This is a genomic window from Pelomicrobium sp. P1, from assembly GCF_052805615.1.
Genome location: NZ_JBRBEM010000005.1, coordinates 14,262 through 36,978, shown reverse-complemented (window position 1 = coordinate 36,978; position 22,717 = coordinate 14,262). Strand labels below are relative to the sequence as shown.

General features: G+C 66.5%; 25 protein-coding genes. 7 read left to right on the top strand and 18 right to left on the bottom strand.

What is annotated here, in order from left to right; all coding sequences use genetic code 11:
* The first annotated feature begins 140 nt into the window (after window positions 1–140).
* Both ACUVYZ_RS06620 and ACUVYZ_RS06615 read left to right on the top strand, forming a co-directional pair.
* Complete coding sequence (locus tag ACUVYZ_RS06620; RefSeq protein WP_439933746.1) at window positions 141–731, top strand: Maf family protein; 591 nt, start codon at window positions 141–143, stop codon at window positions 729–731.
* On the top strand, window positions 718–1,446 hold the full coding sequence (locus tag ACUVYZ_RS06615; protein WP_439933747.1) for an SAM-dependent methyltransferase: 729 nt from the start codon (window positions 718–720) through the stop codon (window positions 1,444–1,446). Before ACUVYZ_RS06620 ends, ACUVYZ_RS06615 begins: the two co-directional genes overlap by 14 nt.
* A gap of 12 nt (window positions 1,447–1,458) precedes the next feature.
* Here the strand turns inward: ACUVYZ_RS06615 and ACUVYZ_RS06610 are convergent, their stop codons facing one another.
* Genes ACUVYZ_RS06610 through ACUVYZ_RS06595 form a run of 4 tightly spaced genes read right to left on the bottom strand, consistent with a single transcriptional unit; the run spans window position 1,459 to window position 4,365 of the window.
* Entirely contained in the window at window positions 1,459–2,406 is a 948-nt protein-coding gene (locus ACUVYZ_RS06610; RefSeq protein ID WP_439933748.1) for a S49 family peptidase, read from the bottom strand.
* A gap of 3 nt (window positions 2,407–2,409) precedes the next feature.
* Window positions 2,410–2,766, bottom strand: a complete 357-nt coding sequence (locus tag ACUVYZ_RS06605; protein WP_439933749.1) for a Rieske (2Fe-2S) protein — start codon at window positions 2,764–2,766, stop codon at window positions 2,410–2,412.
* Complete coding sequence (locus ACUVYZ_RS06600) at window positions 2,745–3,407, bottom strand: HAD-IA family hydrolase (RefSeq protein ID WP_439933750.1); 663 nt, start codon at window positions 3,405–3,407, stop codon at window positions 2,745–2,747. Before ACUVYZ_RS06600 ends, ACUVYZ_RS06605 begins: the two co-directional genes overlap by 22 nt.
* Window positions 3,400–4,365, bottom strand: a complete 966-nt coding sequence (locus tag ACUVYZ_RS06595) for an RluA family pseudouridine synthase (RefSeq protein ID WP_439933751.1) — start codon at window positions 4,363–4,365, stop codon at window positions 3,400–3,402. The genes ACUVYZ_RS06600 and ACUVYZ_RS06595 overlap by 8 nt, the downstream gene beginning before the upstream one ends.
* A gap of 429 nt (window positions 4,366–4,794) precedes the next feature.
* Between ACUVYZ_RS06595 and ACUVYZ_RS06590 the strand changes: the two genes are divergently transcribed.
* The gene (locus ACUVYZ_RS06590; protein ID WP_439933752.1) at window positions 4,795–7,398 is read left to right on the top strand and encodes an Rne/Rng family ribonuclease; all 2,604 of its coding nucleotides are present in this window, start codon (window positions 4,795–4,797) and stop codon (window positions 7,396–7,398) included.
* Here ACUVYZ_RS06590 and ACUVYZ_RS06585 read toward each other — a convergent pair whose 3' ends face one another.
* Window positions 7,399–7,908, bottom strand: coding sequence for a low molecular weight protein-tyrosine-phosphatase (locus ACUVYZ_RS06585; protein WP_439933753.1), 510 nt, complete (start codon window positions 7,906–7,908; stop codon window positions 7,399–7,401).
* 109 nt (window positions 7,909–8,017) lie between these two features.
* On the opposite strand from ACUVYZ_RS06585, the gene mtnA reads away from it, so the two are divergent.
* Window positions 8,018–9,067 carry an S-methyl-5-thioribose-1-phosphate isomerase gene (gene mtnA, locus ACUVYZ_RS06580; protein ID WP_439933754.1) on the top strand — a complete coding sequence of 350 codons (1,050 nt, stop codon included), beginning with the start codon at window positions 8,018–8,020 and terminating at the stop codon, window positions 9,065–9,067.
* A gap of 6 nt (window positions 9,068–9,073) precedes the next feature.
* Here mtnA and fabG read toward each other — a convergent pair whose 3' ends face one another.
* The 7 genes from fabG to guaB all read right to left on the bottom strand — a co-directional run bounded on the left by fabG (window position 9,074) and on the right by guaB (window position 15,260).
* Entirely contained in the window at window positions 9,074–9,814 is a 741-nt protein-coding gene (gene fabG / locus ACUVYZ_RS06575; protein ID WP_439933755.1) for a 3-oxoacyl-ACP reductase FabG, read from the bottom strand.
* A gap of 229 nt (window positions 9,815–10,043) precedes the next feature.
* On the bottom strand, window positions 10,044–10,523 hold the full coding sequence (locus ACUVYZ_RS06570) for a L,D-transpeptidase family protein (RefSeq protein WP_439933756.1): 480 nt from the start codon (window positions 10,521–10,523) through the stop codon (window positions 10,044–10,046).
* The gene (tadA, locus tag ACUVYZ_RS06565; protein WP_439933757.1) at window positions 10,504–10,977 is read right to left on the bottom strand and encodes a tRNA adenosine(34) deaminase TadA; all 474 of its coding nucleotides are present in this window, start codon (window positions 10,975–10,977) and stop codon (window positions 10,504–10,506) included. Before tadA ends, ACUVYZ_RS06570 begins: the two co-directional genes overlap by 20 nt.
* A 96-nt stretch (window positions 10,978–11,073) precedes the next feature.
* Window positions 11,074–11,616: a J domain-containing protein gene (locus ACUVYZ_RS06560; protein WP_439933758.1), complete on the bottom strand. Its 543-nt coding sequence runs from the start codon at window positions 11,614–11,616 to the stop codon at window positions 11,074–11,076.
* 248 nt (window positions 11,617–11,864) lie between these two features.
* A complete protein-coding gene (locus ACUVYZ_RS06555; RefSeq protein WP_439933759.1) occupies window positions 11,865–12,164 on the bottom strand; it encodes a hypothetical protein in 300 nt (99 codons plus the stop codon).
* Entirely contained in the window at window positions 12,164–13,726 is a 1,563-nt protein-coding gene (guaA, locus tag ACUVYZ_RS06550; protein WP_439933760.1) for a glutamine-hydrolyzing GMP synthase, read from the bottom strand. The genes ACUVYZ_RS06555 and guaA overlap by 1 nt, the downstream gene beginning before the upstream one ends.
* Window positions 13,727–13,799: 73 nt before the next feature.
* Window positions 13,800–15,260 (bottom strand): IMP dehydrogenase, encoded by a 1,461-nt coding sequence (guaB, locus tag ACUVYZ_RS06545; RefSeq protein ID WP_439933761.1) that lies wholly within the window; start codon window positions 15,258–15,260, stop codon window positions 13,800–13,802.
* A gap of 172 nt (window positions 15,261–15,432) precedes the next feature.
* On the opposite strand from guaB, the gene ACUVYZ_RS06540 reads away from it, so the two are divergent.
* Window positions 15,433–15,897, top strand: coding sequence for a DUF4124 domain-containing protein (locus ACUVYZ_RS06540; RefSeq protein WP_439933762.1), 465 nt, complete (start codon window positions 15,433–15,435; stop codon window positions 15,895–15,897).
* A 33-nt stretch (window positions 15,898–15,930) separates the two neighbouring features.
* Here ACUVYZ_RS06540 and ACUVYZ_RS06535 read toward each other — a convergent pair whose 3' ends face one another.
* Together ACUVYZ_RS06535 and ACUVYZ_RS06530 are read right to left on the bottom strand one after the other, a co-directional pair.
* A complete protein-coding gene (locus ACUVYZ_RS06535; protein ID WP_439933763.1) occupies window positions 15,931–16,233 on the bottom strand; it encodes an RnfH family protein in 303 nt (100 codons plus the stop codon).
* Complete coding sequence (locus ACUVYZ_RS06530; protein WP_439933764.1) at window positions 16,230–16,667, bottom strand: type II toxin-antitoxin system RatA family toxin; 438 nt, start codon at window positions 16,665–16,667, stop codon at window positions 16,230–16,232. Before ACUVYZ_RS06530 ends, ACUVYZ_RS06535 begins: the two co-directional genes overlap by 4 nt.
* A gap of 82 nt (window positions 16,668–16,749) precedes the next feature.
* Here ACUVYZ_RS06530 and smpB point away from each other — a divergent pair, with 82 nt between their 5' ends.
* The gene (smpB, locus tag ACUVYZ_RS06525) at window positions 16,750–17,193 is read left to right on the top strand and encodes an SsrA-binding protein SmpB (protein ID WP_439933765.1); all 444 of its coding nucleotides are present in this window, start codon (window positions 16,750–16,752) and stop codon (window positions 17,191–17,193) included.
* Between the two features lie 127 nt (window positions 17,194–17,320).
* Window positions 17,321–18,361, top strand: coding sequence for a COX15/CtaA family protein (locus ACUVYZ_RS06520; RefSeq protein WP_439933766.1), 1,041 nt, complete (start codon window positions 17,321–17,323; stop codon window positions 18,359–18,361).
* Window positions 18,362–18,486: 125 nt separating this feature from the next.
* Here the strand turns inward: ACUVYZ_RS06520 and ccmI are convergent, their stop codons facing one another.
* The 4 genes from ccmI to ACUVYZ_RS06500 are packed head-to-tail and all read right to left on the bottom strand — an operon-like array spanning window position 18,487 to window position 22,713.
* The gene (gene ccmI / locus ACUVYZ_RS06515; RefSeq protein WP_439933767.1) at window positions 18,487–19,719 is read right to left on the bottom strand and encodes a c-type cytochrome biogenesis protein CcmI; all 1,233 of its coding nucleotides are present in this window, start codon (window positions 19,717–19,719) and stop codon (window positions 18,487–18,489) included.
* The gene (locus tag ACUVYZ_RS06510) at window positions 19,716–20,186 is read right to left on the bottom strand and encodes a cytochrome c-type biogenesis protein (protein WP_439933768.1); all 471 of its coding nucleotides are present in this window, start codon (window positions 20,184–20,186) and stop codon (window positions 19,716–19,718) included. Before ACUVYZ_RS06510 ends, ccmI begins: the two co-directional genes overlap by 4 nt.
* A complete protein-coding gene (locus tag ACUVYZ_RS06505) occupies window positions 20,183–20,707 on the bottom strand; it encodes a DsbE family thiol:disulfide interchange protein (protein ID WP_439933769.1) in 525 nt (174 codons plus the stop codon). Before ACUVYZ_RS06505 ends, ACUVYZ_RS06510 begins: the two co-directional genes overlap by 4 nt.
* On the bottom strand, window positions 20,704–22,713 hold the full coding sequence (locus ACUVYZ_RS06500; RefSeq protein WP_439933770.1) for a heme lyase CcmF/NrfE family subunit: 2,010 nt from the start codon (window positions 22,711–22,713) through the stop codon (window positions 20,704–20,706). Before ACUVYZ_RS06500 ends, ACUVYZ_RS06505 begins: the two co-directional genes overlap by 4 nt.
* Between the last annotated feature and the right edge of the window lie 4 nt (window positions 22,714–22,717).

Genomic DNA, 22,717 nt, shown 5'->3' with positions numbered 1-22,717 from the left:
AATCAACCGTCGCCTGAATAGACATAAATAGTTAATGATATTATTTCATTGAATTTGCGTCAAACTTAGGAAAGAAGCGCCGGTCAGACGAAACGGTCCGGGCGCCCCCAATCCGGCGCGACGGCTCGAGCTGCCATGTGATGTCGCCATCGCCACCCATCGTACTCGCTTCCACCTCCCGCTACCGGCGCGAGCTCCTCGCCCGGTTGCGCCTCCCCTTCGACGTCTTCGCTCCCCACGTGGATGAATCCGCGCTTCCCGGCGAAGCGCCCCCGGCGCTGGCGCTGCGCCTGTCCAGGCTCAAGGCGGAGGCCGCCCGGCAGGCCCATCCCCGGGCTCTGATCATCGGATCGGACCAGGTGGCGGTACTGGACGGGCAGGTGCTGGGAAAACCGGGCGACTACGCCAACGCCTTCCGGCAACTTGAGCGCATGAGCGCCCGTCAGGTGGAGTTCCATACCGCGGTGAGCCTGCTCAACAGCGCCACAGGAGCGCTCCAGAGCGAGGTCGCGGTGGTCCGGGTGCGCTTCCGCCCCCTGAGCGAGGAAGATATCCGCGGCTATCTGACCAAGGAACCGGCTTTCGACTGCGCCGGAGCCGCACGGGTGGAGTCCCTGGGCATCGCCTTGTGCGAGCGGATCGAAAGCGACGATCCGACCGCCCTGATCGGGCTGCCGCTCATCGCGCTGGTGTCCATGCTGCAGCGGGAGGGGGTCAGTGTGCTCCGCTGAGCGGCGCGGCCGCGGCGTGCTCTATCTGGTTCCTTCGCCCCTCGGCGACACCGACCTGGGCCGGGTCCTGCCCGCCGACGTGCGGCAGCTCGCCGCTCGCCTGGAGCATTGGATCGCCGAAGGACCCAAGGCGCTGCGGCGCTTTCTCAAGCAGAACGGCACGCGGCTGCCCTTGCAGCGGCTCAAGATAGAGGTCCTAGACGAGCACACGCCACTCGAGGAGCTGGAGCGCCTGCTCTCCCCCCTGGAGGCGGGACACGACGTGGGCCTCGCTTCCGAGGCCGGGTGCCCGGCGGTGGCGGACCCGGGCGCCGTCCTGGTGCGCCTGGCCCATCGGCGGGGCATCCGCGTGGTGCCCCTGGTGGGGCCCTCCTCCCTTCTCTTGGCGTTGATGGCCTCGGGCCTCCACAGCCAGCAGTTCGCCTTCCATGGCTATCTGCCGGTGAAGCCCGCCGAGCGCCGCGCCCGGATCGAAACCCTCGAGCGGGAGTCCCGAGGGCGCCGCTGCACCCAGATCGTGATGGAAACACCCTACCGCAACGCCCAGCTCTTCGCCGCGCTGCTGGAGGCGTGCCACGACTTCACGGACTTGTGCATCGCCGAGAACCTGACCGCCGCCGACGAGCGGATCGAGACCCGATCCATCGCCGAGTGGAGGAAGAACCCGGCGCCCCCGGGCGAAAATCCCTGTCTCTTTCTATTCCTGGCATCCTAACCGGTCTTTTCCCTAGCGCGGAAGGCCGGCCCCCCAAGTCATCAAGGCAGCGCCCGCCGCGGCGCCGAAACGCCGGGCCAGCCGCTCGGTCAGGCCTTCCTGAGGAGTAAAATCGACAATTTCTTCCGCCTTGATCACTTCCCGGGCCACCTCGGCGGCGCTGGCGAAGTCGTCGGCCAGACCCAGCTCAATGCTCCGGGCGCCGGTCCATACCAGGCCGCTGAAGAGCTCGGGCGTCTCCTTGAGCCGCTCTCCCCTGCCCTCGCGCACCACCTCGATGAACTGGCGATGGATCTCCTCCAGCATCTTCATCGCGTGGGCCCGCTGCTTGGGATCCATGGGCGAGAAGGGATCGAGGAAGCCCTTGTTCTCTCCGGCGGCGAGCAGCCGCCGCTCGATGCCGAGCTTGTTCAGCGCTTCGCTGAAGCCGAAACCGTCGATCAACACCCCGATGGACCCGACGATGCTCGCCCGATTGACGAAGATCTTGTCGGCCGCCACGGCGGCGTAGTAGCCGCCCGATGCACAGACGTCCTCCACCACAGCGTACAGCGGTATGTGGGGATGCGCTTTTCTCAAGCGTTTGATCTCGTTGTTGATGTAGGCCGCCTGGACCGGGCTTCCGCCCGGGCTGTTGATGCGCAGGATGACCCCGGCCGTGTTCTTGTCCTTAAACGCCCGCCGCAGCCCGGACACCACGACATCGGCGCTCGCCCGCTCGTCGGCGGCGATAATCCCCCGCAGCTCCACCAGGGCGCTGTGCTTGCCCGGAATCGCCATGTCGGTCTTGCCGATCCAGCCGAGGACCAGGAAGAGCAGGAGGAACAGGTAGAGGAAGGCGAGCAGCTTGAAAAAGATCCCCCAGCGCCGGGCCCGCCGCTGCTCCTCGATCGCCGCCAGGGCGACCTTTTCCAGCACCTGGCGCTCCCAGCCGGGGCTTGTGTCAGTGCTTTCGACCATCGTTCATCGCTTTCGAATTTCCCGGCACATCACCATGTTATCCGCCTCTTCAACGGCCACCGGCGTAAGGAAAGCCCCGCTGCACGGCCCGGCGACGCACTGGCCCGTCTCCGGCGCATAGAGCGCACCGTGCATCGAGCAGATCAAGTATACCCCGGAGTCATCGAAAAACCGGCCCTCCTGCCAGTCCAGCTCGATGCCCAGATGGGCGCAGCGGTTGAGGTAGGCGTAAACGCGGCCGCCGTGACGGATCGCGAAAGCGGTGACCCGCACTCCATACCGCTCGACCCAGAAGCGCGCTCCCGGCCCCCCGTCCTGCAGGTCGGCGGAGGCGCAGATCAGGCGTTCGTCGCCAGCCATCGGTTCAGCTCGGCCATGCTCTGCACGCATGCCACGGGCTCGAGGGCCAGGAGCGCGTGCTTGGGGTGGGCGCCGTAGGCGACTGCCAGGGCCGGCACGCCCGCGTAGCGGGCCATCTGCAGGTCATGGACGGTGTCCCCGATCATCAGGGCCCGTTCCGGTGCCAGACCGAATTCTTCCAGAAGCTCGTGGAGCATCGCGGGATGGGGCTTGGAAAAACATTCGTCGGCGCAGCGGGAGGCGTGGAAATAAGGCCCGAGCCCGGTGGCTACGAGGGCCCGGGCGAGGCCTCGCCGGCTCTTGCCGGTCGCCAGGGCCAGCCGATAGCCCCGGGCATGCAAACCCTCCACCGTCTCCCGCGCTCCCGGGAACAGGGGAATCTCGGGGTCCCGGGCAAGGAAATGGAAGCGGTAGCGCTCCACCAGCTCCCCGTGACGCGAGGCGGGCAACTGGGGCACCAAGGCGGCCAGCGCCTCGCTCAGTCCTAGGCCGATGATGTAGCGGGCGGCCTCCTCGGTCGGCTCGGGCAGGCCCAGGTCGCGGCAGGCGGCCTGCACCGAGGCGACGATGGCCGCCGCCGAGTCCACCAGGGTCCCGTCCCAGTCGAAAACCAGCAGATCGAAGCGGCGGGCGTCAGCCATGGGCAGGCTCCAGGTCGCGCTGCTCCAGTAGGGCGATAAAATCCCTGAGCTCCTCGGGCAGCGGCGCATCGATGACCAAGTATGCCCCCGAGGCCGGATGGCGGAAACCCACGCGGGCCGCGTGCAGGAACATGCGTTTCAGGCCTAAGCGGGCGAGCTGCCGGTTCCAGGCGAAATCTCCGTACTTGTCGTCGCCGGCGATGGGATGCCCTAAGTGGGCTAGATGGACCCGGATCTGGTGGGTGCGGCCGGTCATGAGTCGGGCCCGGAGGAGGCTCGCCCCTTCCCATGCCCGCTCTAGGGTGAACCGGGTTTCGGACGCCTGCCCCCCTTCCTTCACGCTCACCCGCCGCTCCCCGGCGGCGGTCACGTATTTGTTCAAAGGCAGCAGAACGCGCCGCTCCGGCCAGCGCCAGCGCCCCTTGGCCAGGGCCAGGTAGACTTTTTCCACTTCTCCCGAGCGCAGTTGCTCGTGGAGCGCGGTCAAGGCACTGCGCTTTTTCGCCAGAAGCAACACCCCTGAAGTTTCCTTGTCCAGCCGGTGGACCAGCTCTAGGAACCGGGGACCTGGCCGCTGCAGCCGCAGGGCCTCGATAGCTCCCAGGCTGACCCCGCTGCCTCCGTGGACCGCAAGGCCGGCCGGTTTATCGATGGCGACCAGCAGCTCATCCTCGTACAAGGTCCGCTGCCAGAGATCCGGTCCTCTCCGGGGCGAGCGAGGCTGCGGGCGCTCCCCCTGGCGGACCGGCGGGATGCGCACCTGATCCCCAGCCTGGAGGCGGTAGCCGGGTTCCACCCGCCGGCTGTTAACCCGCACTTCACCGGTGCGTAACATCCTGTAAATCAGACTCTTCGGGATCCCCTTCAAACGCTTGGCCAGGTAGTTGTCGATGCGCTGCTCGTGGCCCGCCTCGCCCACTTCGTCCCGAAACGCCGGTCTTTTGCTTAAACCATTCATTCTGCTTATACTTATAAACTGCACGCCGCGTCTGTCACGGGCGCCGATGCAGCAGGCTGGCCGCCTGATCGCGGTCGGCCCGGCGCGAAAATGCCCTCGATCACCGGCTGCGAAGGATATTGGTTAATGTCGCTCACCACGAAGACAAGTAGCGGCAGGCTAAAGCACGATTACGCGCTTAACCCACTCGGAAGCATTCGGCAAATTCCGCAGGCCTCCCGATGTCCAGCATCCCAGCCCGGCGTTACGGCAACGCCTACGGCCCTCCCGGATCCCGAGCGACAAGCACGAGAGCTGGCACGCCCATGGACGGGGACCCTCGATTCTCTCGGCCAGAGTTCGAGACGAGCAAGGTGATGCTTCGCCCGCGCCCCACCCGGGGACGCCCGGTCTTGTGCTTCCCGTGTGGCGAGCGCGGGAGACCACACAATGAAACGCATGCTATTCAACGCGACCCAACCAGAAGAACTCCGGGTCGCCATCGTCGATGGACAAAAACTCGTTGACCTCGATATCGAAACGGCGGGCAAGGAGCAGCGCAAGGGGAACATTTACAAGGGTATTATCACCCGCATCGAGCCCAGCTTAGAAGCCGCCTTTGTCGACTACGGTGGCGAACGGCACGGCTTCCTCCCCTTTAAGGAGATCGCCCGCTCCACCCTCTCTACCGAGGGGGAGGCCCGGGGCCGAATCCAGGACCTACTGAAAGAAGGCCAGGAGCTGATCGTCCAGGTGGACAAGGATGAGCGGGGCAGTAAAGGCGCCGCACTGACCACCTACATCAGTCTGGCGGGCCGCTACCTGGTCCTCATGCCCAATAACCCCCGGGCCGGGGGAATCTCCCGCCGCATCGAAGGAGAGGACCGCAATGAGTTGCGGGAGATCCTGGCCCAACTCGAGATCCCGGAGGGCATGAGCGTCATCGCCCGGACGGCCGGCATCGGCCGCACGGCGGACGAGCTCAAGTGGGATCTTAACTATCTCCTGCAACTATGGAAAGCCATTGAGAACGCCGCCCAGAGCCAGAGCGGCCCTTTCCTTATCTATCAAGAGAGCAGTCTGGTCATCCGAGCCATCCGGGACTATTACCATCAGGACATTGGGGAAATCCTGATCGACACCGAGGAGATCTACGAGCAGGCCCGGCAGTTCATGGGGCACGTGATGCCAAGCCACGTGAACCGGATCAAACTCTACCGGGACGATATTCCCCTCTTTTCCCGCTTTCAGATCGAGCACCAGATCGAGACGGCCTACGCCCGGCAGGTGGCCCTGCCCTCCGGGGGCTCCCTGGTGTTCGACCACACGGAGGCGCTGGTGGCCATCGACGTCAACTCCGCCCGGGCCACCAAAGGGCAGGATATCGAGCAGACGGCCCTCATGACCAACCTGGAGGCGGCCGACGAAGCGGCCCGGCAGTTGCGGCTGCGGGACGTGGGCGGCCTGGTAGTCATCGACTTCATCGACATGGAAAACCCCCGCAATCAGCGAGAGGTGGAAAACCGCTTGCGGGAAGCTCTCAAGTACGATCGCGCCCGGGTCCAGATGGGAAAGATTTCCCGCTTCGGCCTGCTGGAGCTGTCGCGCCAGCGCCTCCATCCTTCCATCGGGGACACGAGCTACATGCCCTGCCCTCGCTGCAACGGGATCGGCCATATCCGCAGCGTGGAGTCCTCGGCCTTGCACATCTTGCGCATCCTCCAGGAAGAAGCCATGAAGGAGAACACAGCCGTCATCCACGCCCAGGTGCCGGTCGACGTGGCCACCTTCCTGCTCAACGAAAAACGCGCCGATATCCATTCGATCGAAGCGCGCCTCAAGGTGGAAGTGATCCTGGTGCCGAATCCCCATCTGGAGACGCCCAAGTATTCCATCAAGCGCTTGCGCCATGACGAACTCAATCGGGGAGAGCCCTTGCCGCCCAGCTTCGAGCTGGTGGAAAAGCCCGCCGAGGAGGAGGAAATCCCGGCCTGGCAGGAGCCCAAGCCCGTCCGGCCGGAGGCGATGGTCAAGGGATTCACCCCCTCCCAGCCGCCGCCCCCTGCCGTTAGGGAAGAGGTGCCCGTCCCGCCGCAACCTGCCGCCGTCACCGAGGCAAAGGGAGAACGGCCGTCTTTGCTGGCCAAGGTCTTCAGGTGGTTCAGGGCGATCGGCGAGCACAAGGAGGCGGTAGCTCCCGCACCGACGGCAATGACCACCCCGGTGCCGGTGAGAAGTACGGCGGAAGGCGGAACGGGACGGCGCCGGCGCCGGCGCGGAGGAGAAGGTCGCCGCTCGCCCCGGGAAGAAGCTTCCATGGCCAAAGCCAAGCCCCTTCAGCCCGAACCGCGGGAGCGGATCGCGGAAGCGCCGCTGGCCAAGCGGGAAGAGCGTCCCGCCGTCGAGGTGCCCGCTGCGTCCCTGGAAAGCGCAGGGCCTGTTCGAGAGGGCCGCGGGCCGGAGGGGGCCGAAGAGGGAGGCGGCAGGCGCCGGCGGCGGCGCCATCGGGGTGAACGCCGAGAGGACTATCCCGCCCGGGAGTCTGTGGCCCAGCCTTCCGTCCCCGCCGGTGGGGCCAGGCCCACCGCCCCACTGGTCGCCGGCACCGGCGAGGCCCAGGCGGCCGAGGCGGTGCTGACCGGGTCTCCGGCACCTGCCCAGGCTGCGGCGGTCCAGCCCGCCCCACCGGAAGGGGTAGCCGTCACATTCGAGGCAGCGGTCGAGCCTACCCAGTCCGAGGTGATCGCCCCGCCCCCGGCTCCCGCCAAGGTGCAGGAGGAAGTAGTCTCCCCAGAGGCGGCCGCCCCGGAGCCGCAAGCAGTCCAAGCGGCACCCAGCCTGGCGGTCTTGAAAGATCTGGGGATTGCCCTGGACGCCGACCCCCTGGCGGGGAGCGGGCTGGTGCAGATCGAGACCGATCCGGGGAAAGCCGGGGCTCCCGCAGCATTAGAGCCGGAGATCGGCGAGCCTCGCCGGCCTCGCCGAGCCCGTCCCGCGGCCCCTGCCCTGGACGAAGGGCCCCTGGTCCAGGTGGAGACCCGCCGGGACGCCTGATCACTCTTCGAGGCTTGCCTGCCCGCCGTTACGTAGGGCGGCAAGCAAGCCCTCGGTGGCCTCCTCGATCATATCCAGGACCCGCTCGAAACCTTCGGGTCCTCCATAGTACGGATCCGGTACGTCTTTGCCGGTCCAGCGCTGGCTGTATTCCAGCAGCAGGCCCAGCTTGTGCTGGTACTCCTCCGGGCAAAGCCGCCGGAGATGGGCCAGGTTGTGGTGGTCCATGGCCAGAATCAGATCGAAGGTCACGAAGTCCTCCGCCCGGACTTTTCGCGCCACCAATCCTTCCAGAGAGTAGCCCCGTCCGGCACCGGCCCTTCGCGCACGCGGATCCGCGGGTTCCCCCGCGTGATAGTCTCCATGGGTTCCCGCTGCCTCCACGTAAATCCTCTCGCCATCTTCCGATTCGGCCAGGCGCCGGCGCATTACCGCCACTGCCATGGGCGAGCGGCAGATGTTGCCCATGCAGATGAAGAGGATTTTTAGCTTGCCGTTTTTTTGATCCATCTCATGGCTGCTCCGTCACCGCCCTGAAGAGCGGGCCTCATCCCTCCTTTCCTCGGGTAGAACGACTCCTATAATGCTCGGACCACGGATGACCTGTAAGGTAAGAGTAATGCCCATTTCGAGCAAAGTGGAGACCCTGCGCTGGCGCGACGCTCGGCTGGAGCTCCTCGACCAGCGACGGCTGCCCGGGGGCGTCGAGTACGTGACCTGCGCGAGCGCCGAGGAGGTCGCCCAGGCGATCCGCGCCATGGCGGTGCGGGGCGCTCCGGCCATCGGCTGCGCCGCCGCCTTCGGAATTGCCCTGGAAGGATTGCGCCTGGCGGGCCAGGGGCGCCCAGCATTCGATGCCGCCCTGGCGCAGGCGTTCGATGTTCTGGCCCAAAGCCGACCGACGGCGGTCAACCTGTTCTGGGCACTTGAGCGCATGCGCCGCGTCTGGAAGCAGGCTGGGGAGCGGCCGTCCGAGGCAATCGCGGCCGCCCTGCTGGAGGAAGCCCAGCGGATCTTCGCCGAAGACCTGCAAATCAACCTGGCGATCGGGGAGCGGGGCGCAGCCCTGGTGCCCCATGGGGCCCGGATCCTCACCCATTGCAACGCGGGTGCCCTCGCCACCGCGGGCCACGGCACGGCGCTGGGCGTCATTCGTTCCGCCCGGGCCCAGGGCAAGGAAGTGTCTGTGATCGCTACCGAAACACGCCCTTTTCTTCAGGGGGCGCGCCTCACGGCCTGGGAGATGGTCCAGGAAGGCATCCCGGTGACCCTGGTGACCGATAGCGCGGTCGGACACCTGATGAGCCGGGGCGAAGTGGATCTGGTGGTGGTGGGCGCCGATCGGGTGGCGGCCAATGGGGACGTAGCCAACAAGATCGGCACCTATACGGTCGCCGTGCTCGCCCGGCGACATGGCATCCCCTTTTATGTGGCCTGCCCCTTATCCACCATCGATCGATCCCTGGCGGAGGGATCGGCCATCCCCATCGAGGAACGCCCAGCGGAGGAAGTTCTGGGTTACGGCGAGTGCCGCTGGGCGTCCCAGGGCGTGGAGGCGCGCAACCCCGCCTTCGACGTGACCCCCGCCGACCTGGTCACGGGCCTGATCACCGAGAAAGGGGTCATCGCCCCGCCCGATCAGCGGAAAATCGAGGCGCTGTTCGAATGATCCCCCCTAGAGGGACATGCCCCCGCTCACCTCGATCACCGCGCCGTTGATGTAGCTCGCCTCGTCCGAAGCGAGGAAGGCAAACGTGGCGGCGATCTCTTCCGGCTTGCCCAGGCGCCCCAGGGGGACCTTCTGTTCCATGGCGGCGAGTACCCGGTCGGGCATGGAGTTGAGGATGGGCGTCTGGATGAAGCCCGGACAGATGGCGTTCGCCCGGATGCCGTTTCGGCCCAGTTCCCGGGCCCAGGTCTTTGTCATGCCGATGACGGCGGACTTGCTGGCGGCGTAGTTGGTCTGGCCGAAGTTGCCGTACAGGCCCACTACGGAGGAGGTGCTAAGGATGACACCGGAGCGTTGCGAGAGCATGACGTCCACCACCGCCTTGGCGCAGTTGTAGACGCCCTTCAGGTTGATCTCGATCACCTGATCGAACTGCTCGTCGGTCATGTTCTTGAGCTGGGCGTCTTGGACGATGCCGGCGTTGTTGACCAGGCAATCGATGCGGCCGTACGTCGCCACCATTTTTTTCACCATGCGCTCGATGCTGGCGCGATCCCGGACGTCCACGATGAACCCCACCGCTTCCCCGTCCCCCTGGCGGATTTGCCGGACCGTTTCATCGACCCACTCCGGCGTCACGTCGCAGACCGCTACCTTGGCGCCTTCCTGCGCGAACTTGATCGCCGTCGCCTTGCCGATGCCCCGGCCGGCCCCCGTGACGATGCACACCTTCCCAGCAAGCCTCATGCGCTTTCCTCCTGCAGTTACCCGGCCTCATGCTGCGCAGCATTTCCGACGGCGAATTTTTATGCTGCGCAGCAATCCTCCCGGCTTGGCGGGGCACTTTACTCCAAAATTCCGCGCTGCACAATACGAGAGAAACGTCAAATTTTTCCTGGAAATCCGGGATTCCGGACAGACTTGAAGGCCTTTGGCGGGCGCGAGAGCCTTATGCTGCGGTGCAAGCGCCCAGGACTTACTCTAGGATCTCTACGGGGGTGCCAACCGGCACCCGATCGAACAGATCCATCACATCGACGTTGCGCATGCGGATGCATCCATGGGAAGCGGGAACCCCCATGGGAACCGTATCCGGCGCGCCGTGGATGTAGATGTAGCGCCGCATGCTGTCCACCTTCCCGAGCCGGTTGAAGCCGGGCTCGCAGCCTGACAGCCACAGGATGCGGGTCAGGATCCAGTCCCGATCGGGATGCCGGGCGGCCAGCTCGGGGGTAAAGATTTCTCCGGTGGGACGCCGGCCGACGAAGACGGTATTGACAGGCTGGCCCGCGCCGATTTTTGCCCGGATCCGGTGGCGGCCCCGGGGTGTTTTGAAGCTGCCCATCCGCTCCCCGGCTCCCGCAGCGGCCGTGGACACCGGGTAGCGTCGAAGGAGGCGATCGTCCTCAATCAGATCAAGCTGTTGATCGCTTATTCTAACAACGATCCTCAACATTTTCCGCCCGCCGCCGCTGCACGAAGAATTCCGTCAACAGCCGAGCGCATTCCTCCGCCAGCACCCCCCCCTCCACTCGGGCGTGATGGTTGAGGCGCGGCTCCCCCGCCAGATCCACCACGCTCCCGCAGGCGCCGGTCTTGGGATCCCGCGCGCCATAGACCAGCCGGGGGATACGGGCGTGGAAAATCGCCCCCAGGCACATAGGGCACGGCTCCACGGTCACGAAAAGCTCGCACTCGGGCAGCCGATAGTTGCCGAGCCTGAGGGCCGCGTCCCGCAGGGCCAGCACCTCCGCATGGGCGGTGGGATCCCGCAGGGCGATCGGACTGTTGCGTCCCCGGCCTACGATGCAGCCTTCCCGCACCACGACGGCCCCGACGGGGACCTCGCCCGCCGCCCAGGCCTCCCGGGCCAGGGCGATCGCCTCCCGCATGAAATCCGCGTCGGTCATGGGGACTGTAGCTTACCGCTCCCTTCCCGCCTTGTGCCAGGCTTTTTGTACCGGCCAGAGCAGGTACTCCATGTAACTGATTTTCACAAAATCGGCTCAGGGCCGCCGGGTCTTTCTCTTGCGCCTCCGGGGCTCAGCCGACGCAAAGGCTGCCGCGAGCAGCATAGCCTCGATCGGATCGACCCGCTCGTCATCCGCTAGGGCGCCGTCGATGATCGCGGCTCGCCGCATCGGGTTGCGCAACGCTTCCATATCGCTGCGCAGGCTATCGAGGGTTTCGCGCAGCGACCTAGCGCCCTGGTCGAGCAACGTATCGAGCATCGCCGGCCGGAGGCCGAGGCCGACACCTAACGCGGCGCGAAACGGTTCCTGGATCGTGGCCAGTTCGTCTTGCAGCGCCCGCTGCTGTTCGCGCAAGACGGAGCAGCAGTGACCGAGACGCTCTCCGGAAGCTTGCGCAAGATGATTGGAATCGATCTGCTCGATCTCGATCTGCACCGTGAGCAGTTCCAGCAGGTCGTTGCGCTCGTAGGCCCGGTTCACGCGTTGTATCAACGCGGTCTTGCGTTCGCGCTCGGCGGCGTCCGGCTCGCGATCGGGATGCAGCGCAGCCGCCAGGCGGCGGAAGACCTCGCGCACCGACTGACTCGCCCGCGTGTTCGATCAGCTCTTCGGCGTTTTTCGCTTCGTGGCCGGCAACAATGTCTTCGCCGAGCATCCGGCCGAACATGGCTTCGGCCAGGTCCACCTCGGCTTGTAGCAAGTCCCGATGTCGCAAACCGCTGTGGCGGCCGAAAACGGCTTCGACTTCGTCATCGGGTCCGGCCTGCAGCACGGTTTCGGCCAAAGCGACGACGGTATTGCGCAGCCTGGCCCGCGGCTACGCGTCAGCCGGTCACCTTTCGCCGCCGTGCTGGCGAGGAGCCCATCCATGAACAACACGGCCGCCCGTTGCTTGGCCAGCAACTCGCGCTGCAGCGGTTCGATTTCCGCAGCGGCGCGACTCCGGACCGGTCCAGTGCATGCTGCCAGGAAGTCAGCTCGGCGCGCAGCGCCCGCAGCCGTTCCGCAAGCTGGTTAAACAAGCGCTGGTTCTTGCTCAGCGCCTTGTCAGCGGATTCGATGCGGATCGAGAGCGCCGCGCCGGGTTCGTCGAACAGGTCGCGTTGTGCGACAGGCGTCGCCATCACTCCCACTCGATGGTAGCCGGCGGCTTGCCAGAGATGTCGTAGACCACGCGGTTGATGCCGCGCACCTCGTTGATGATGCGGTTGGAGACTCGGGAGAGGAGGCTATGGGGAAGTTCCGCCCAGCGGGCGGTCATGAAGTCCTGGGTTTCCACCGCGCGCAGCGCCACCACGTACTCGTAGGTGCGGCCGTCTCCCATGACCCCCACCGATTTCACCGGCAGGAACACGGCGAAGGCCTGGCTCACCTTCTCGTACCAGCCGGAAGCCCGCAGCTCGTCGATGAAGATGGCGTCCGCCTGGCGCAGAATGTCGGCGTATTCCCGCCTGACTTCCCCCAAGATTCTTACTCCCAGACCCGGACCGGGAAACGGATGGCGGAACACGATCTCCGGCGCAAGCCCTAGGGCGAGGCCTAGCTCGCGCACCTCGTCCTTGAACAGCTCCCGCAGGGGCTCCAGGAGCTTGAGATGGAGCGTCTCAGGCAGCCCGCCCACGTTGTGGTGGGATTTGATGGTGCGGGCCTTCTTGGTCTTCGCTCCCGCCGATTCGATGACATCGGGATAGATGGTGCCTTGGGCCAGCCAGCGGGCGTCGCCCAGTTTTTCCGCCTGCTCCTGGAACACGTGCACGAACTCACGCCCGATGATCCTGCGCTTCTCCTCCGGATCGGCCACCCCTTCCAGCGCCCGCATGAAGCGCTCGGAAGCGTCCACCATCAGCACCTTCACCCCCAGATGGCGGGCGAAGGTGTCCATGACCTGCTCGGCCTCGTTCAAGCGCAGCAGCCCGGTGTCCACGAAGATGCAGGTGAGCTGCTCGCCGATCGCCCGGTGGATGAGGGCCGCGGCGACCGAGGAGTCGACGCCGCCGGAGAGCCCCAGGATCACTTCGTCTCCGCCCACTTCGGAGCGGATGCGGCCCACCGCCTCCTCCACGTAGTCGGGCATGTTCCAGTCGGTCCGGCAGCCGCAGATGGTGTGTACGAAGCGCTCCAGGATGGCCTTGCCCTGGAGCGTGTGGGTCACTTCCGGGTGGAACTGCAGGCCATAGAATCCGCGCGTTTCGTCGGCCATGCCGGCGATGGGCGAAGCGGCGTTGCTGGCGATCACCTTGAAGCCCGGCGGCAGGTCGATCACCTTGTCGCCGTGGCTCATCCACACGTCCAGGAGGCCATGCCCTTCCGGCGTCACCCGGTCCTGGAGGTCGCGAAGCAGGCGCGAGTGGCCCCGCGCCCGGACCTCGGCGTAACCGAATTCCCGCATCTTGGAGTTTTCCACCGTGCCCCCGAGCTGGGCCGCCATGGTCTGCATGCCGTAGCAGATGCCCAGCACGGGTACGCCCAGACGGAACACGATCTCCGGCGCCCGGGGCGTCGCTTCCTCGTACACCGACGCCGGCCCGCCGGACAGGATGATGCCCTTAGGAGAGAAGGCGCGGATGAATTCCTCGGGAGCGTCGCAAGGATGGATCTCGCAGTACACGTGGCACTCCCGCACCCGGCGGGCGATGAGCTGCGTGTACTGGGAACCGAAATCAAGAATCAGGATGCGGTCGTGCACGGGATCGAGGCGTCGGGGTTCAACGGAGGATAACCCTGCCGGTCTGGGACGGGCACCGGCCATCCTTCACGATTCACTCGACGTGGTAATTCGGCGCTTCCTTGGTGATCTGCACGTCGTGCACGTGGGACTCGCGCACGCCGGCGGAAGTGATCTCGACGAACGCCGCCTTGGCCCGCAGCTCGTCGATGGTGGCGCAACCGCAGTAGCCCATGGCCGAACGCACGCCGCCGATCAACTGGTTGATCACGTTGACCACCGGCCCCTTGTAGGGCACGCGGCCCTCCACACCTTCGGGCACCAACTTGTCGGAGCTCATCTCGGCGTCCTGGAAGTAGCGATCGCTGGAGCCCTGCTGCATGGCGCCCAGGGAGCCCATGCCCCGATAGGTCTTGTAGGAGCGGCCCTGGAACAGCTCGATCTTGCCCGGCGATTCTTCAGTGCCCGCAAACAGCCCCCCCAGCATGACCGAGTAGGCGCCGGCGGCCAGCGCCTTGGCCACGTCGCCGCTGTAGCGAATGCCCCCGTCGGCGATCAGGGGCACCCCGGTACCTTCGAGGGCCTTGGCCACGTTGGCGATGGCCGTGATCTGGGGCACGCCCACGCCGGCCACGACTCGGGTGGTGCAGATCGATCCCGGGCCGATGCCCACCTTGACCCCATCCGCGCCGCAGTCCACGAGGGCTTGGGCGGCGGCTGCGGTGGCGATGTTGCCGCCGATCACCTGCACCTGGGGAAACGTGCGCTTGACCCAGCGTACCCGGTCCAGGACCGCTTGGGAATGGCCGTGGGCCGTGTCCACCACGATCACGTCCACGCCCGCTTCCACCAAGGCTGCGGCCCGCTCTTCGCTGCCTTCGCCCACCCCGATGGCCGCCCCCACCCGTAGCCGTCCCAGGGCGTCCTTGCACGCGTTGGGGTGCTCGCTGGACTTGAGGATGTCCTTCACCGTAATCAGCCCCCGGAGCTCGAAGCTGCTGTTCACCACCAGCACCCGCTCCAGGCGATGCTTGTGCATCAGGGCCATCGCTTCTTCCAAAGGCGCGCCTTCCCGCACCGTGACCAGCCGCTCCCGGGGGGTCATGATGTTCTTGACCGGCTGGTCCAGCCGGGTCTCGAAGCGCAGGTCCCGGTTGGTGACGATGCCCACCACCCGGAGCCCCTCCACCACCGGCAACCCGGAAATCTTGTGCTCCCGCTGCAGCTCCAGCACCTTGCGCACCGTCATGTCGGGGGGGACGGTGATCGGGTCTTTGACCACTCCGCTTTCGAAGCGCTTGACCTTGAACACCTCTTGGGCTTGCGCCCGATCGGTCATGTTCTTGTGGATGATGCCCAAGCCCCCTTCCTGGGCGATAGCGATGGCGAGGTTCGCCTCTGTGACCGTGTCCATCGCGGCGGACACCAGGGGGATGTTCAGCTTGATTTCCCGGGTCAACCAAGTCTCCAGGCTCACTTCGCGGGGCAGAACAGTGGAGTGGGCGGGAACGAGGAGAACGTCGTCGAACGTGAGAGCCTTTTCGATGAGGCGCATTTTTTCCTACCTGCCACAAAACATCATTATACCGACCCTGTAGCCAGAGGGTAAATGTCGATTCGACATTAGCTTTTAAATGCAATGCATTGACAAAAAAGTAGAAGTGTGTAGGCTGTAGGGCATTTGCATCATCCTCTTTCCCCGGCGGTTAAAGCAAGGAGCGGATCGAATGAACATCATGACCAGAGGGCTCGCGGCGGCGACCCTGGCCCTTTTCACGCTGCCGGCCCTTGCGGATCTTTACAAGTGCAGCGACGCCCAAGGCCGGGCGTATTACACGGACCAGCCGTCGGCCCGCTGCCTCCAGGCAGGAACGGCCATCAAGGCACCTTCCTCTGCCCAGCCGGCGGCGGAAAATGTCGCGCCCCCGGCGCCCAAGAGTCTCCAGGAGCAGGAGCTCGAGTTCAGGAAGCGGCGGGCAGAGCGGGCGGAGGAGGAGCTCAAAGCGCAAAAAGAGGCCCAGCTCAAGGCCCAGAACTGCGATGCAGCCCGGGCCAACCTGGCGAGCTATACCCAGGCCGGACGGGTATTGCGCTACACGCCCCAGGGGGAGCGGGAGTACCTGAGCGACGAGCAGCGGGCCGAGGAGACCGAGAAGTGGCGCAGGGAAGTGGCCAGGTGGTGCGGCCCTTGAGGCCTCCGCCGCTGGCGGCCCGCAGCCGCCCGGTCAGCCTTCCGGCTTGCGTCGGGAGCCCGCCTCCACCCGCCGGCGCCGCACCTCCTTGGGGTCGGCGATGAGCGGGCGGTAGATTTCCACCCGGTCCCGGTCTTTCAGGGGCGCGTCCAGCCGGGTGAGCTTGCCGAACACCCCCACCTTGTTTTTCGTCAGGTCGATCTCGGGAAAGTCCTGGAGGATTCCGGAGCGCTCGATGGCCTGCTGCACGGTGGTGCCCGGCGGCACGGCGATCCGCTTGAGCCGCTGGACGGCCGGCAGCGCGTAAATCACCTCCACCGTCAGCTCGCCGCTCATCGTTCGCCGTAGATCTGCTCGGCCCGCCGGGCGAAGGCCTCGACGAAGCTGTTGGCGATCCGGTGAAACACGGGCCCCACCAGCTTTTCCAGCAGCTTGTGGGAAAACTCGTAGTGGAGCCGAAACTCCACCTTGCAAGCCTTGTCTCCCAGGGGAACGAAGCGCCAGTGGCCGTCCAGGCGCCTGAAGGGGCCGTGCCTGAGCTCCATCTCGATCAGCTCAGGGGGCTGCTTGGTGTTCTCCGTGGTGAAGCTCTGGCGGATATGGTGGTAATCGATGACGATGGTAGCGTGGCTGCGGTTGCCGTCGATCGGCGTCTCGGAAGCGCCGCCGCACCAGGGCATGAACTCGGGGTAGCGCTTCACCTGATCCACGAGCTGATACATCTCCTGGGCCGAATACGGCACGATGACGGAACGCTGGACTTCGGCCATGGGTCGTACGAGGGCCTCGGACACCGCCAGAAGCGAAAGCAAAAATTGTTAAAATATCGCATTTTCGCCTTGATCTCACTCAATGAGCATCGCCCAGAACAAAAAAGCGTTCCACGACTACTTCATCGAAGAGCGCTACGAGGCCGGCATCGCCCTGGAGGGCTGGGAGGCGAAGGCGATCCGGGCGGGGCGGGTCCAGCTCAAGGAAGCCTACGTGGTGGTGAGCAAGGGGGAGGTGTTCCTGGTGGGCTGCCACGTGAGCCCGCTCCCCACCGCATCCACCCACGTGCACCCGGACCCCACCCGCACCCGCAAGCTGCTGCTCCATGCCGAGGAGATCAAGCGGCTCATCGGCAAGGTGGAGCAGCGAGGCTACACCCTGGTGCCCCTGGACATGCATTACCGTAACGGCCGGATCAAGCTGGAAATCGGCCTCGCCCGGGGCAAGAAGCAGCACGACAAGCGGGAGGCGGAGCGCCAGCGGGAATGGGAACGGGAGCGCCAGCGGCTGCTGCGGGTGAGGTGAGCCGGCCCGGGGAGCAGTTATTGCCTGGGCTGGCTCGAGACCGTATCATGGGCGCCGCCTCCGGCCGGCCGGTGCCCTCCCCGTTCCCGCGGCACGAATTTTCCCATCGGTGAGACCCGCGAACGCCATGCCTTCTTCGGCCCCGCCCAGGGCGGTCATCGCCTGGCTCTTCGCCTGCTGTGCCCTGGTGTTCGCCATGGTGGTGGTGGGCGGCGTCACCCGGCTCACCCATTCGGGGCTTTCCATTGTGGAGTGGCAGCCCATCGTGGGCACCGTCCCGCCCTTGTCTCAGGAGGACTGGGACGCCCTGTTCCACAAGTACCAGCAGACGCCCGAATACCAGCAGGTCAACAAGGGCATGTCCCTGGACGAGTTCAAGGGTATTTTCTGGTGGGAGTACTTCCACCGCCTGCTCGGTCGCGCCATCGGCGTCGTCTTTCTCGTGCCCCTCGTCTACTTCGCGATCAAGCGCTGCATCGACCGGCCGCTTGCTTACAAGCTCGGCGCGATCTTCGTGCTAGGGGGGCTTCAGGGCGCGTTGGGCTGGTACATGGTCCAGAGCGGCCTGGTGGAAGATCCCCGGGTGAGCCCCCTGCGCCTGACTGCCCACCTGGGGCTTGCGTTCCTGATCTACGGCGCCCTGTTCTGGATCGCCCTCGACCTGATGCGGGCGAAAAAACCGCGGCCGCCGGGGGATTCCCGTCTGCAGGGGCTCAAGCGCTTCGCCTATGCCCTGACCGCCCTGGTTTTCCTGATGGTGCTCTCGGGAGGCTTGGTGGCGGGACTGCGGGCGGGCTTCGCCTACAACACGTTTCCCCTGATGAACGGACGGCTCGTCCCGCCCGAGCTGTTCATGCTGGAGCCGTGGCACGCTAACTTCTACAGCAACATGGCCACCGTCCAGTTCAACCACCGCTTGATCGCCTGGCTGCTGGCGTTCCTCGTGCCGGTCTTTTGGTTCCGGGCGCAGCGCTTTTCCCTGCCTCCCCGCGCCCGGCTGGCTGCCCATGCCCTGCTCGGCATGGTAGCGCTGCAGATCGCCCTGGGCATCGCCACCCTGCTCCTGGTGGTTCCCCTGCCCCTCGCCGCCGCCCACCAGGCGGGCGCGGTCGGTGTGTTCACCTTTGCCCTGTGGATGGCCCACGAGTTGCGCCGGGCCTGTGCCTGAGACCTGAGGGCCTTTCAGCGACCCTCTGCCCTGAGCCCGGCCAGCGAAAGCACAGCCGGTCCCAGCCCCCAGGCAACCACCAAAGTGAGAAAAAAACCTAAACCCAGCGCGGGCTTCTGGAAGCCTCAGGGGACGACCTGGTCGATCACGATGCGCACGTCCCGGGCGCCCGGGGTCACCGGACCTGCCCTGCCCACCAGGTCGCCGCTCCGCAGCTCGGCGCTCCCGGACTTAGAGATCCGGGCGATCACCACCACCTTCGGGACGCCGGAAAGGGAGACACCGGGCACCATGGCCATGCTGTCATCCAGGGTGAAGCTCAGGGGAAGGTCGTAGGCTTTCGCCCGCAGGATGGCGAGGGGCATGGGCGGGCCCTCCGCCGCGCGGGCATAGATGAACAGAGTATCGTCGGGCTTGACCCGTCCCGCCAAGGCCGGGCTCAGGGTGGCAATCCCGGCCAGCCGCCCGTTCCCCTCCGCGGCGACCGGAGCGCCGCTTCCCTGGCGGCTCACATTTCCTTTCGAGAGCCGATCGCGGGCCTCGGAAAGGCTCTCCGCCACCCGCTGGGCCAGCTCGGAGCCCGGCTCGAGCTGAGCCGCCAGCCGCTCCCAGTAGTCGACGGCGGCGGCGTACTCGCCCCGCTCGAAGGCTGCCGCCCCCGCCAGGGCCAGGGACTTGGGATGGCGAGGATCGATTTCCAGCGCACGGGTGAGCAGCTCCGTGGGCCGCCCCAGAAGGGATCGTCCCTGACCCATGGCCAGCGCGTCGGCCAAGTCGGCCAGGACCGCCGCGTCGTCGGGACTCAGAGCCCTCGCCCGCTCGAGAGCCGCCACCGCCTGGTCGAACCGTCCCAGCGCCGAATAGGACCGGCCGAGCAAGGCCCAACCTCGGGCATCTTCCGGGTGCTCTTCGAGCCGTTGCGCCAGACGGGCCACCAGGGTTTCCACATCTGCAGGGGACGGGGCCGCCGGTCCGGTGGCGGCCAGGCGCAGGGCATCGGGGCTGCCGATCTGGAGATAGAGCAGGATCGAAGCGATCGGCACCGCCAGCGCCAGAAGGACGGGAAGGGCAAACCGCCATCTGCCGCGAACGGGCGTCTTGCCGGCAGACGAGGCGGTGTCCAGATCTCGGAGCATGCGGCGCTTGAGCTCGTCCAAGGCTTCCTGGTACTGGCCGTCGGTCAGCAGCCCGTTTTCCCGTTCCCGGGCAAGTTCCTCACGCTGATCCTGGTAGACGGCTCGGTTGACACCCAGGGGATTGGCGCCTCCGGCCCGGCGGGAACCCCGCAGCAGGGGCACGAGGATGAAAGCCAGGGCGAGGGCGAGGAGCGTCCCGCTCGCCACTAAGAAAGCGGTCATTGTCCTTCCCGTTCTCCCTCTGCGGCGAGCAAGGCCTCGGCTTGACGGGCTTCCTCCTCGCTCAAGGGCGGCTCATGGGCTTGGCGCCGGCGCACCACCACGAGGAGGACCCCGAGCCCGATCGCCAGCAGCACGAAGGGTCCGGCCCACAGGGGAAGGGTGGTGGATTTGACTGGCGGGCGGTAGAGCACGAAGTCCCCGTAGCGGGCGACCAGGAAGTCCACCACCTCCCGATCGCTGCGGCCTTCTCGCATCATCTCCCGGATCTCCCGGCGCAGGTCCCGGGCGAGATCGGCGTTGGAGTCCGCCAGGGACTCGTTCTGGCACACGAGGCAGCGCAGCTCCTTGGCGAGGGCCTGAAGGCGCGCCTCCAGGCGGGGGTCCTCGGCCCGGGGCGCCGCCTCTTTCGCCGCGACCGGCCCCGCCACGAGGGCGAAGAGCAGCCACAGCCCCAACGCCCGCCTCATCCCTGAAGCTCCCGGATCAGGGGCAGCAGCCGCTCGCGCCAGCGCTCCGGGGTAAGGGGCCCGATGTGCTTGTAGCGGATCACCCCTTCCGCGTCGATCACGAAGGTCTCCGGCACCCCGTAGACCCCGTAGTCGATCCCCACCCGGCCCTCCCGGTCCATGACGCTGAAGCGGTAGGGGTCGCCGAAGCGCTCGAGCCAGGCGAGCGCCTCATCCCGGTGGTCTTTGTAGTTGAGCCCCACGAGGGGCACCACCCCCGAGCGGGCCACCTCCAGGAGCAGGGGATGCTCCTCCCGGCAGGCGACGCACCAGGAGGCCCAGACGTTCAACAGCCAGACCTGGCCCTGGAGATCGGCCGTGCGGAAGCTCTTTTGCGGGTCGCGCAGGAGGGCGAGCCCGATCTCGGGGGCGGGCTTGCCCACGAGGGGCGAGGGCACCTCCCGCGGGTTGCGGCCAAGCCCGACGAACAGGAAGGCGGCCACCGCCGCAAAAAGCCCCAGGGGGAGGAGGGAGCGGATCATGGCCGCGCGGTCTGCGGTGCGAGCTCCTGGGTCGCAGAGGCTGCCTTTGCCTCCGCTTCCTTCCCCCGCCGGCCGGCGAGCCGGTAGCGCCGGTCGGCGAGGGCAAGCAGCCCCCCGAGGGCCATGAGGAGCCCCCCGCCCCAGATCCAGCCGACGAAGGGCTTGTGGTAGAGGCGCACGCTCCAGGCCCCCTCGGGCAAGGGCTCGCCCAGGGAGACGTAGAGGTGGCGGGTGAAGCCGTAATCGATGGCCGCCTCGGTCATGGTCTGGCCGGAAGCCGGGTAGAAACGCTTTTCCGGATGGAGGGTACTTATGGGGCGACCGGCCCGGGTGACCGTCACCGTGCCCCGCAGCGCCGAATAGTTGGGACCGGATCGCTCGGTGACGCCCTCGAAACGAAAGGCATAGCCGCCCACGGCGACCGTGTCCCCGACCCCCATGCGCACGTCGGTCTCCGTCTCGTAGCCCTTGACCAGCGTCACGCCGAAGACGAACACCGCCACCCCCAGGTGGGCGAGGTGCATGCCGTAGTAGCTCCAGGACTGACGCTTGAGCCGCGCCCCCAGGCTTCCGCCGCCGGAAGCCTCCCGCAGCCGCCCCCAGAGCGCCACCACCACGCTCGCCACGATCCAGGCGCTAAGCAGCAGCCCCAGGGCGATCAAGGGGGTCCACGCGCCCAGGAGGAAGGGCAGGACAAGGGCGGTGGCCATCCCGGTCGCAAGAGCCCAGCGCAGGCGCCGGGCCAGCTCCGCCAGACTCGCCTCTTTCCATCGGGCAAGCGGCCCCACACCGATCAGGAAGAGGAGCGGCGCCATCAAGGGCACGAACACGGCGTTGAAATAGGGCGGGCCCACCGAGAGCTTGCCCAGGCCGAGGGCGTCCACGATCAGCGGATAGAGGGTGCCAAGCAGCACCGTGCCGCAGGCCACCACCAGCAGCACGTTGTTCGCGAGCAGCAAAGACTCCCGAGAGAGGAGCTCGAAGCGCCCGCCCAGGCCTACCCGCGGCGCCCGTAGCGCATAGAGCAGGAGCGAGCCCCCCACCACCAGGGTGAGAAGGCCCAGGATGAACACGCCGCGCTTGGGATCCGTGGCGAAGGCGTGCACCGAGGTGAGGACGCCGGAGCGCACCAGGAAGGTGCCCAGCAGGCTCAAGGAGAAGGCGGCGATCGCCAGCAGCACGGTCCAGCTCTTGAAGGCCCCGCGCTTCTCGGTGACCGCCAGGGAGTGGATGAGCGCCGTGCCCACGAGCCACGGCATGAAGGAGGCATTCTCCACCGGGTCCCAGAACCACCAGCCGCCCCAGCCCAGCTCGTAGTAGGCCCAGAAGCTCCCCAGCAGGATGCCGAGGGTGAGGAACATCCAGGCGCAAGTGGTCCAAGGGCGGGACCAGCGCGCCCAGGAGGCGTCTAGGCGCCCGGAGAGCAGCGCCGAGACGGCGAAAGCGAAGGCGACCGAAAAGCCCACGTAGCCCATGTACAGCAACGGGGGATGGATCACCATGCCCGGGTCCTGCAGCAGGGGGTTTAAGTCGCGCCCTTCGGGCGCGGGAGGAAGAAGGCGCTCGAAGGGGTTGGAGGTGAGCAACAAAAACAGGAGAAAGCCCACGCTCACCAACCCCATGACGCCCAGCACTCGGGCCACCATCTCCTCGGGCAGCCGGCGGCTGAAGAGCGTCACCGCCACCGTCCAGAGAGCGAGCGTCAGCGCCCAGAGCAGCATCGAGCCTTCGTGGGAACCCCAGGTGGCAGCGATGCGGTAGTGCAGGGGCAGGAGCGAATTGGAGTTGGTGGCGACGTTGAGAACCGAAAAGTCGTTGTGCGCGAACGACCAGGCGAGACAGCCGAAGGCAATGGCCACGAAGACGAATTGCCCGTGGGCCAGAGGTCGGGCCGCCGCCATCCAGCCGCGCACTCCCAGCGCTGCGCCGATTATCGGAACGGTTCCCTGGACCAAAGCCAGCAGAAGGGCCAGGATCAGGGCGAACTGGCCGAGCTCGGGAATCATGGCC

Excerpts from the sequence above, each read along its gene's own strand:
- ACUVYZ_RS06620 (WP_439933746.1), top strand. The coding sequence starts at position 141 with ATGTCGCCATCGCCACCCATCGTACTCGCTTCCACCTCCCGCTACCGG.
- ACUVYZ_RS06610 (WP_439933748.1), bottom strand. The coding sequence starts at position 2,406 with ATGGTCGAAAGCACTGACACAAGCCCCGGCTGGGAGCGCCAGGTGCTG.
- ACUVYZ_RS06605 (WP_439933749.1), bottom strand. The coding sequence starts at position 2,766 with ATGGCTGGCGACGAACGCCTGATCTGCGCCTCCGCCGACCTGCAGGAC.
- ACUVYZ_RS06600 (WP_439933750.1), bottom strand. The coding sequence starts at position 3,407 with ATGGCTGACGCCCGCCGCTTCGATCTGCTGGTTTTCGACTGGGACGGG.
- ACUVYZ_RS06595 (WP_439933751.1), bottom strand. The coding sequence starts at position 4,365 with ATGAATGGTTTAAGCAAAAGACCGGCGTTTCGGGACGAAGTGGGCGAG.
- ACUVYZ_RS06590 (WP_439933752.1), top strand. The coding sequence starts at position 4,795 with ATGAAACGCATGCTATTCAACGCGACCCAACCAGAAGAACTCCGGGTC.
- ACUVYZ_RS06585 (WP_439933753.1), bottom strand. The coding sequence starts at position 7,908 with ATGGATCAAAAAAACGGCAAGCTAAAAATCCTCTTCATCTGCATGGGC.
- mtnA (WP_439933754.1), top strand. The coding sequence starts at position 8,018 with ATGCCCATTTCGAGCAAAGTGGAGACCCTGCGCTGGCGCGACGCTCGG.
- fabG (WP_439933755.1), bottom strand. The coding sequence starts at position 9,814 with ATGAGGCTTGCTGGGAAGGTGTGCATCGTCACGGGGGCCGGCCGGGGC.
- ACUVYZ_RS06570 (WP_439933756.1), bottom strand. The coding sequence starts at position 10,523 with ATGTTGAGGATCGTTGTTAGAATAAGCGATCAACAGCTTGATCTGATT.
- tadA (WP_439933757.1), bottom strand. The coding sequence starts at position 10,977 with ATGACCGACGCGGATTTCATGCGGGAGGCGATCGCCCTGGCCCGGGAG.
- ACUVYZ_RS06555 (WP_439933759.1), bottom strand. The coding sequence starts at position 12,164 with ATGGCGACGCCTGTCGCACAACGCGACCTGTTCGACGAACCCGGCGCG.
- guaB (WP_439933761.1), bottom strand. The coding sequence starts at position 15,260 with ATGCGCCTCATCGAAAAGGCTCTCACGTTCGACGACGTTCTCCTCGTT.
- ACUVYZ_RS06540 (WP_439933762.1), top strand. The coding sequence starts at position 15,433 with ATGAACATCATGACCAGAGGGCTCGCGGCGGCGACCCTGGCCCTTTTC.
- ACUVYZ_RS06535 (WP_439933763.1), bottom strand. The coding sequence starts at position 16,233 with ATGAGCGGCGAGCTGACGGTGGAGGTGATTTACGCGCTGCCGGCCGTC.
- ACUVYZ_RS06530 (WP_439933764.1), bottom strand. The coding sequence starts at position 16,667 with ATGGCCGAAGTCCAGCGTTCCGTCATCGTGCCGTATTCGGCCCAGGAG.
- smpB (WP_439933765.1), top strand. The coding sequence starts at position 16,750 with ATGAGCATCGCCCAGAACAAAAAAGCGTTCCACGACTACTTCATCGAA.
- ACUVYZ_RS06520 (WP_439933766.1), top strand. The coding sequence starts at position 17,321 with ATGCCTTCTTCGGCCCCGCCCAGGGCGGTCATCGCCTGGCTCTTCGCC.
- ccmI (WP_439933767.1), bottom strand. The coding sequence starts at position 19,719 with ATGACCGCTTTCTTAGTGGCGAGCGGGACGCTCCTCGCCCTCGCCCTG.
- ACUVYZ_RS06510 (WP_439933768.1), bottom strand. The coding sequence starts at position 20,186 with ATGAGGCGGGCGTTGGGGCTGTGGCTGCTCTTCGCCCTCGTGGCGGGG.
- ACUVYZ_RS06505 (WP_439933769.1), bottom strand. The coding sequence starts at position 20,707 with ATGATCCGCTCCCTCCTCCCCCTGGGGCTTTTTGCGGCGGTGGCCGCC.
- ACUVYZ_RS06500 (WP_439933770.1), bottom strand. The coding sequence starts at position 22,713 with ATGATTCCCGAGCTCGGCCAGTTCGCCCTGATCCTGGCCCTTCTGCTG.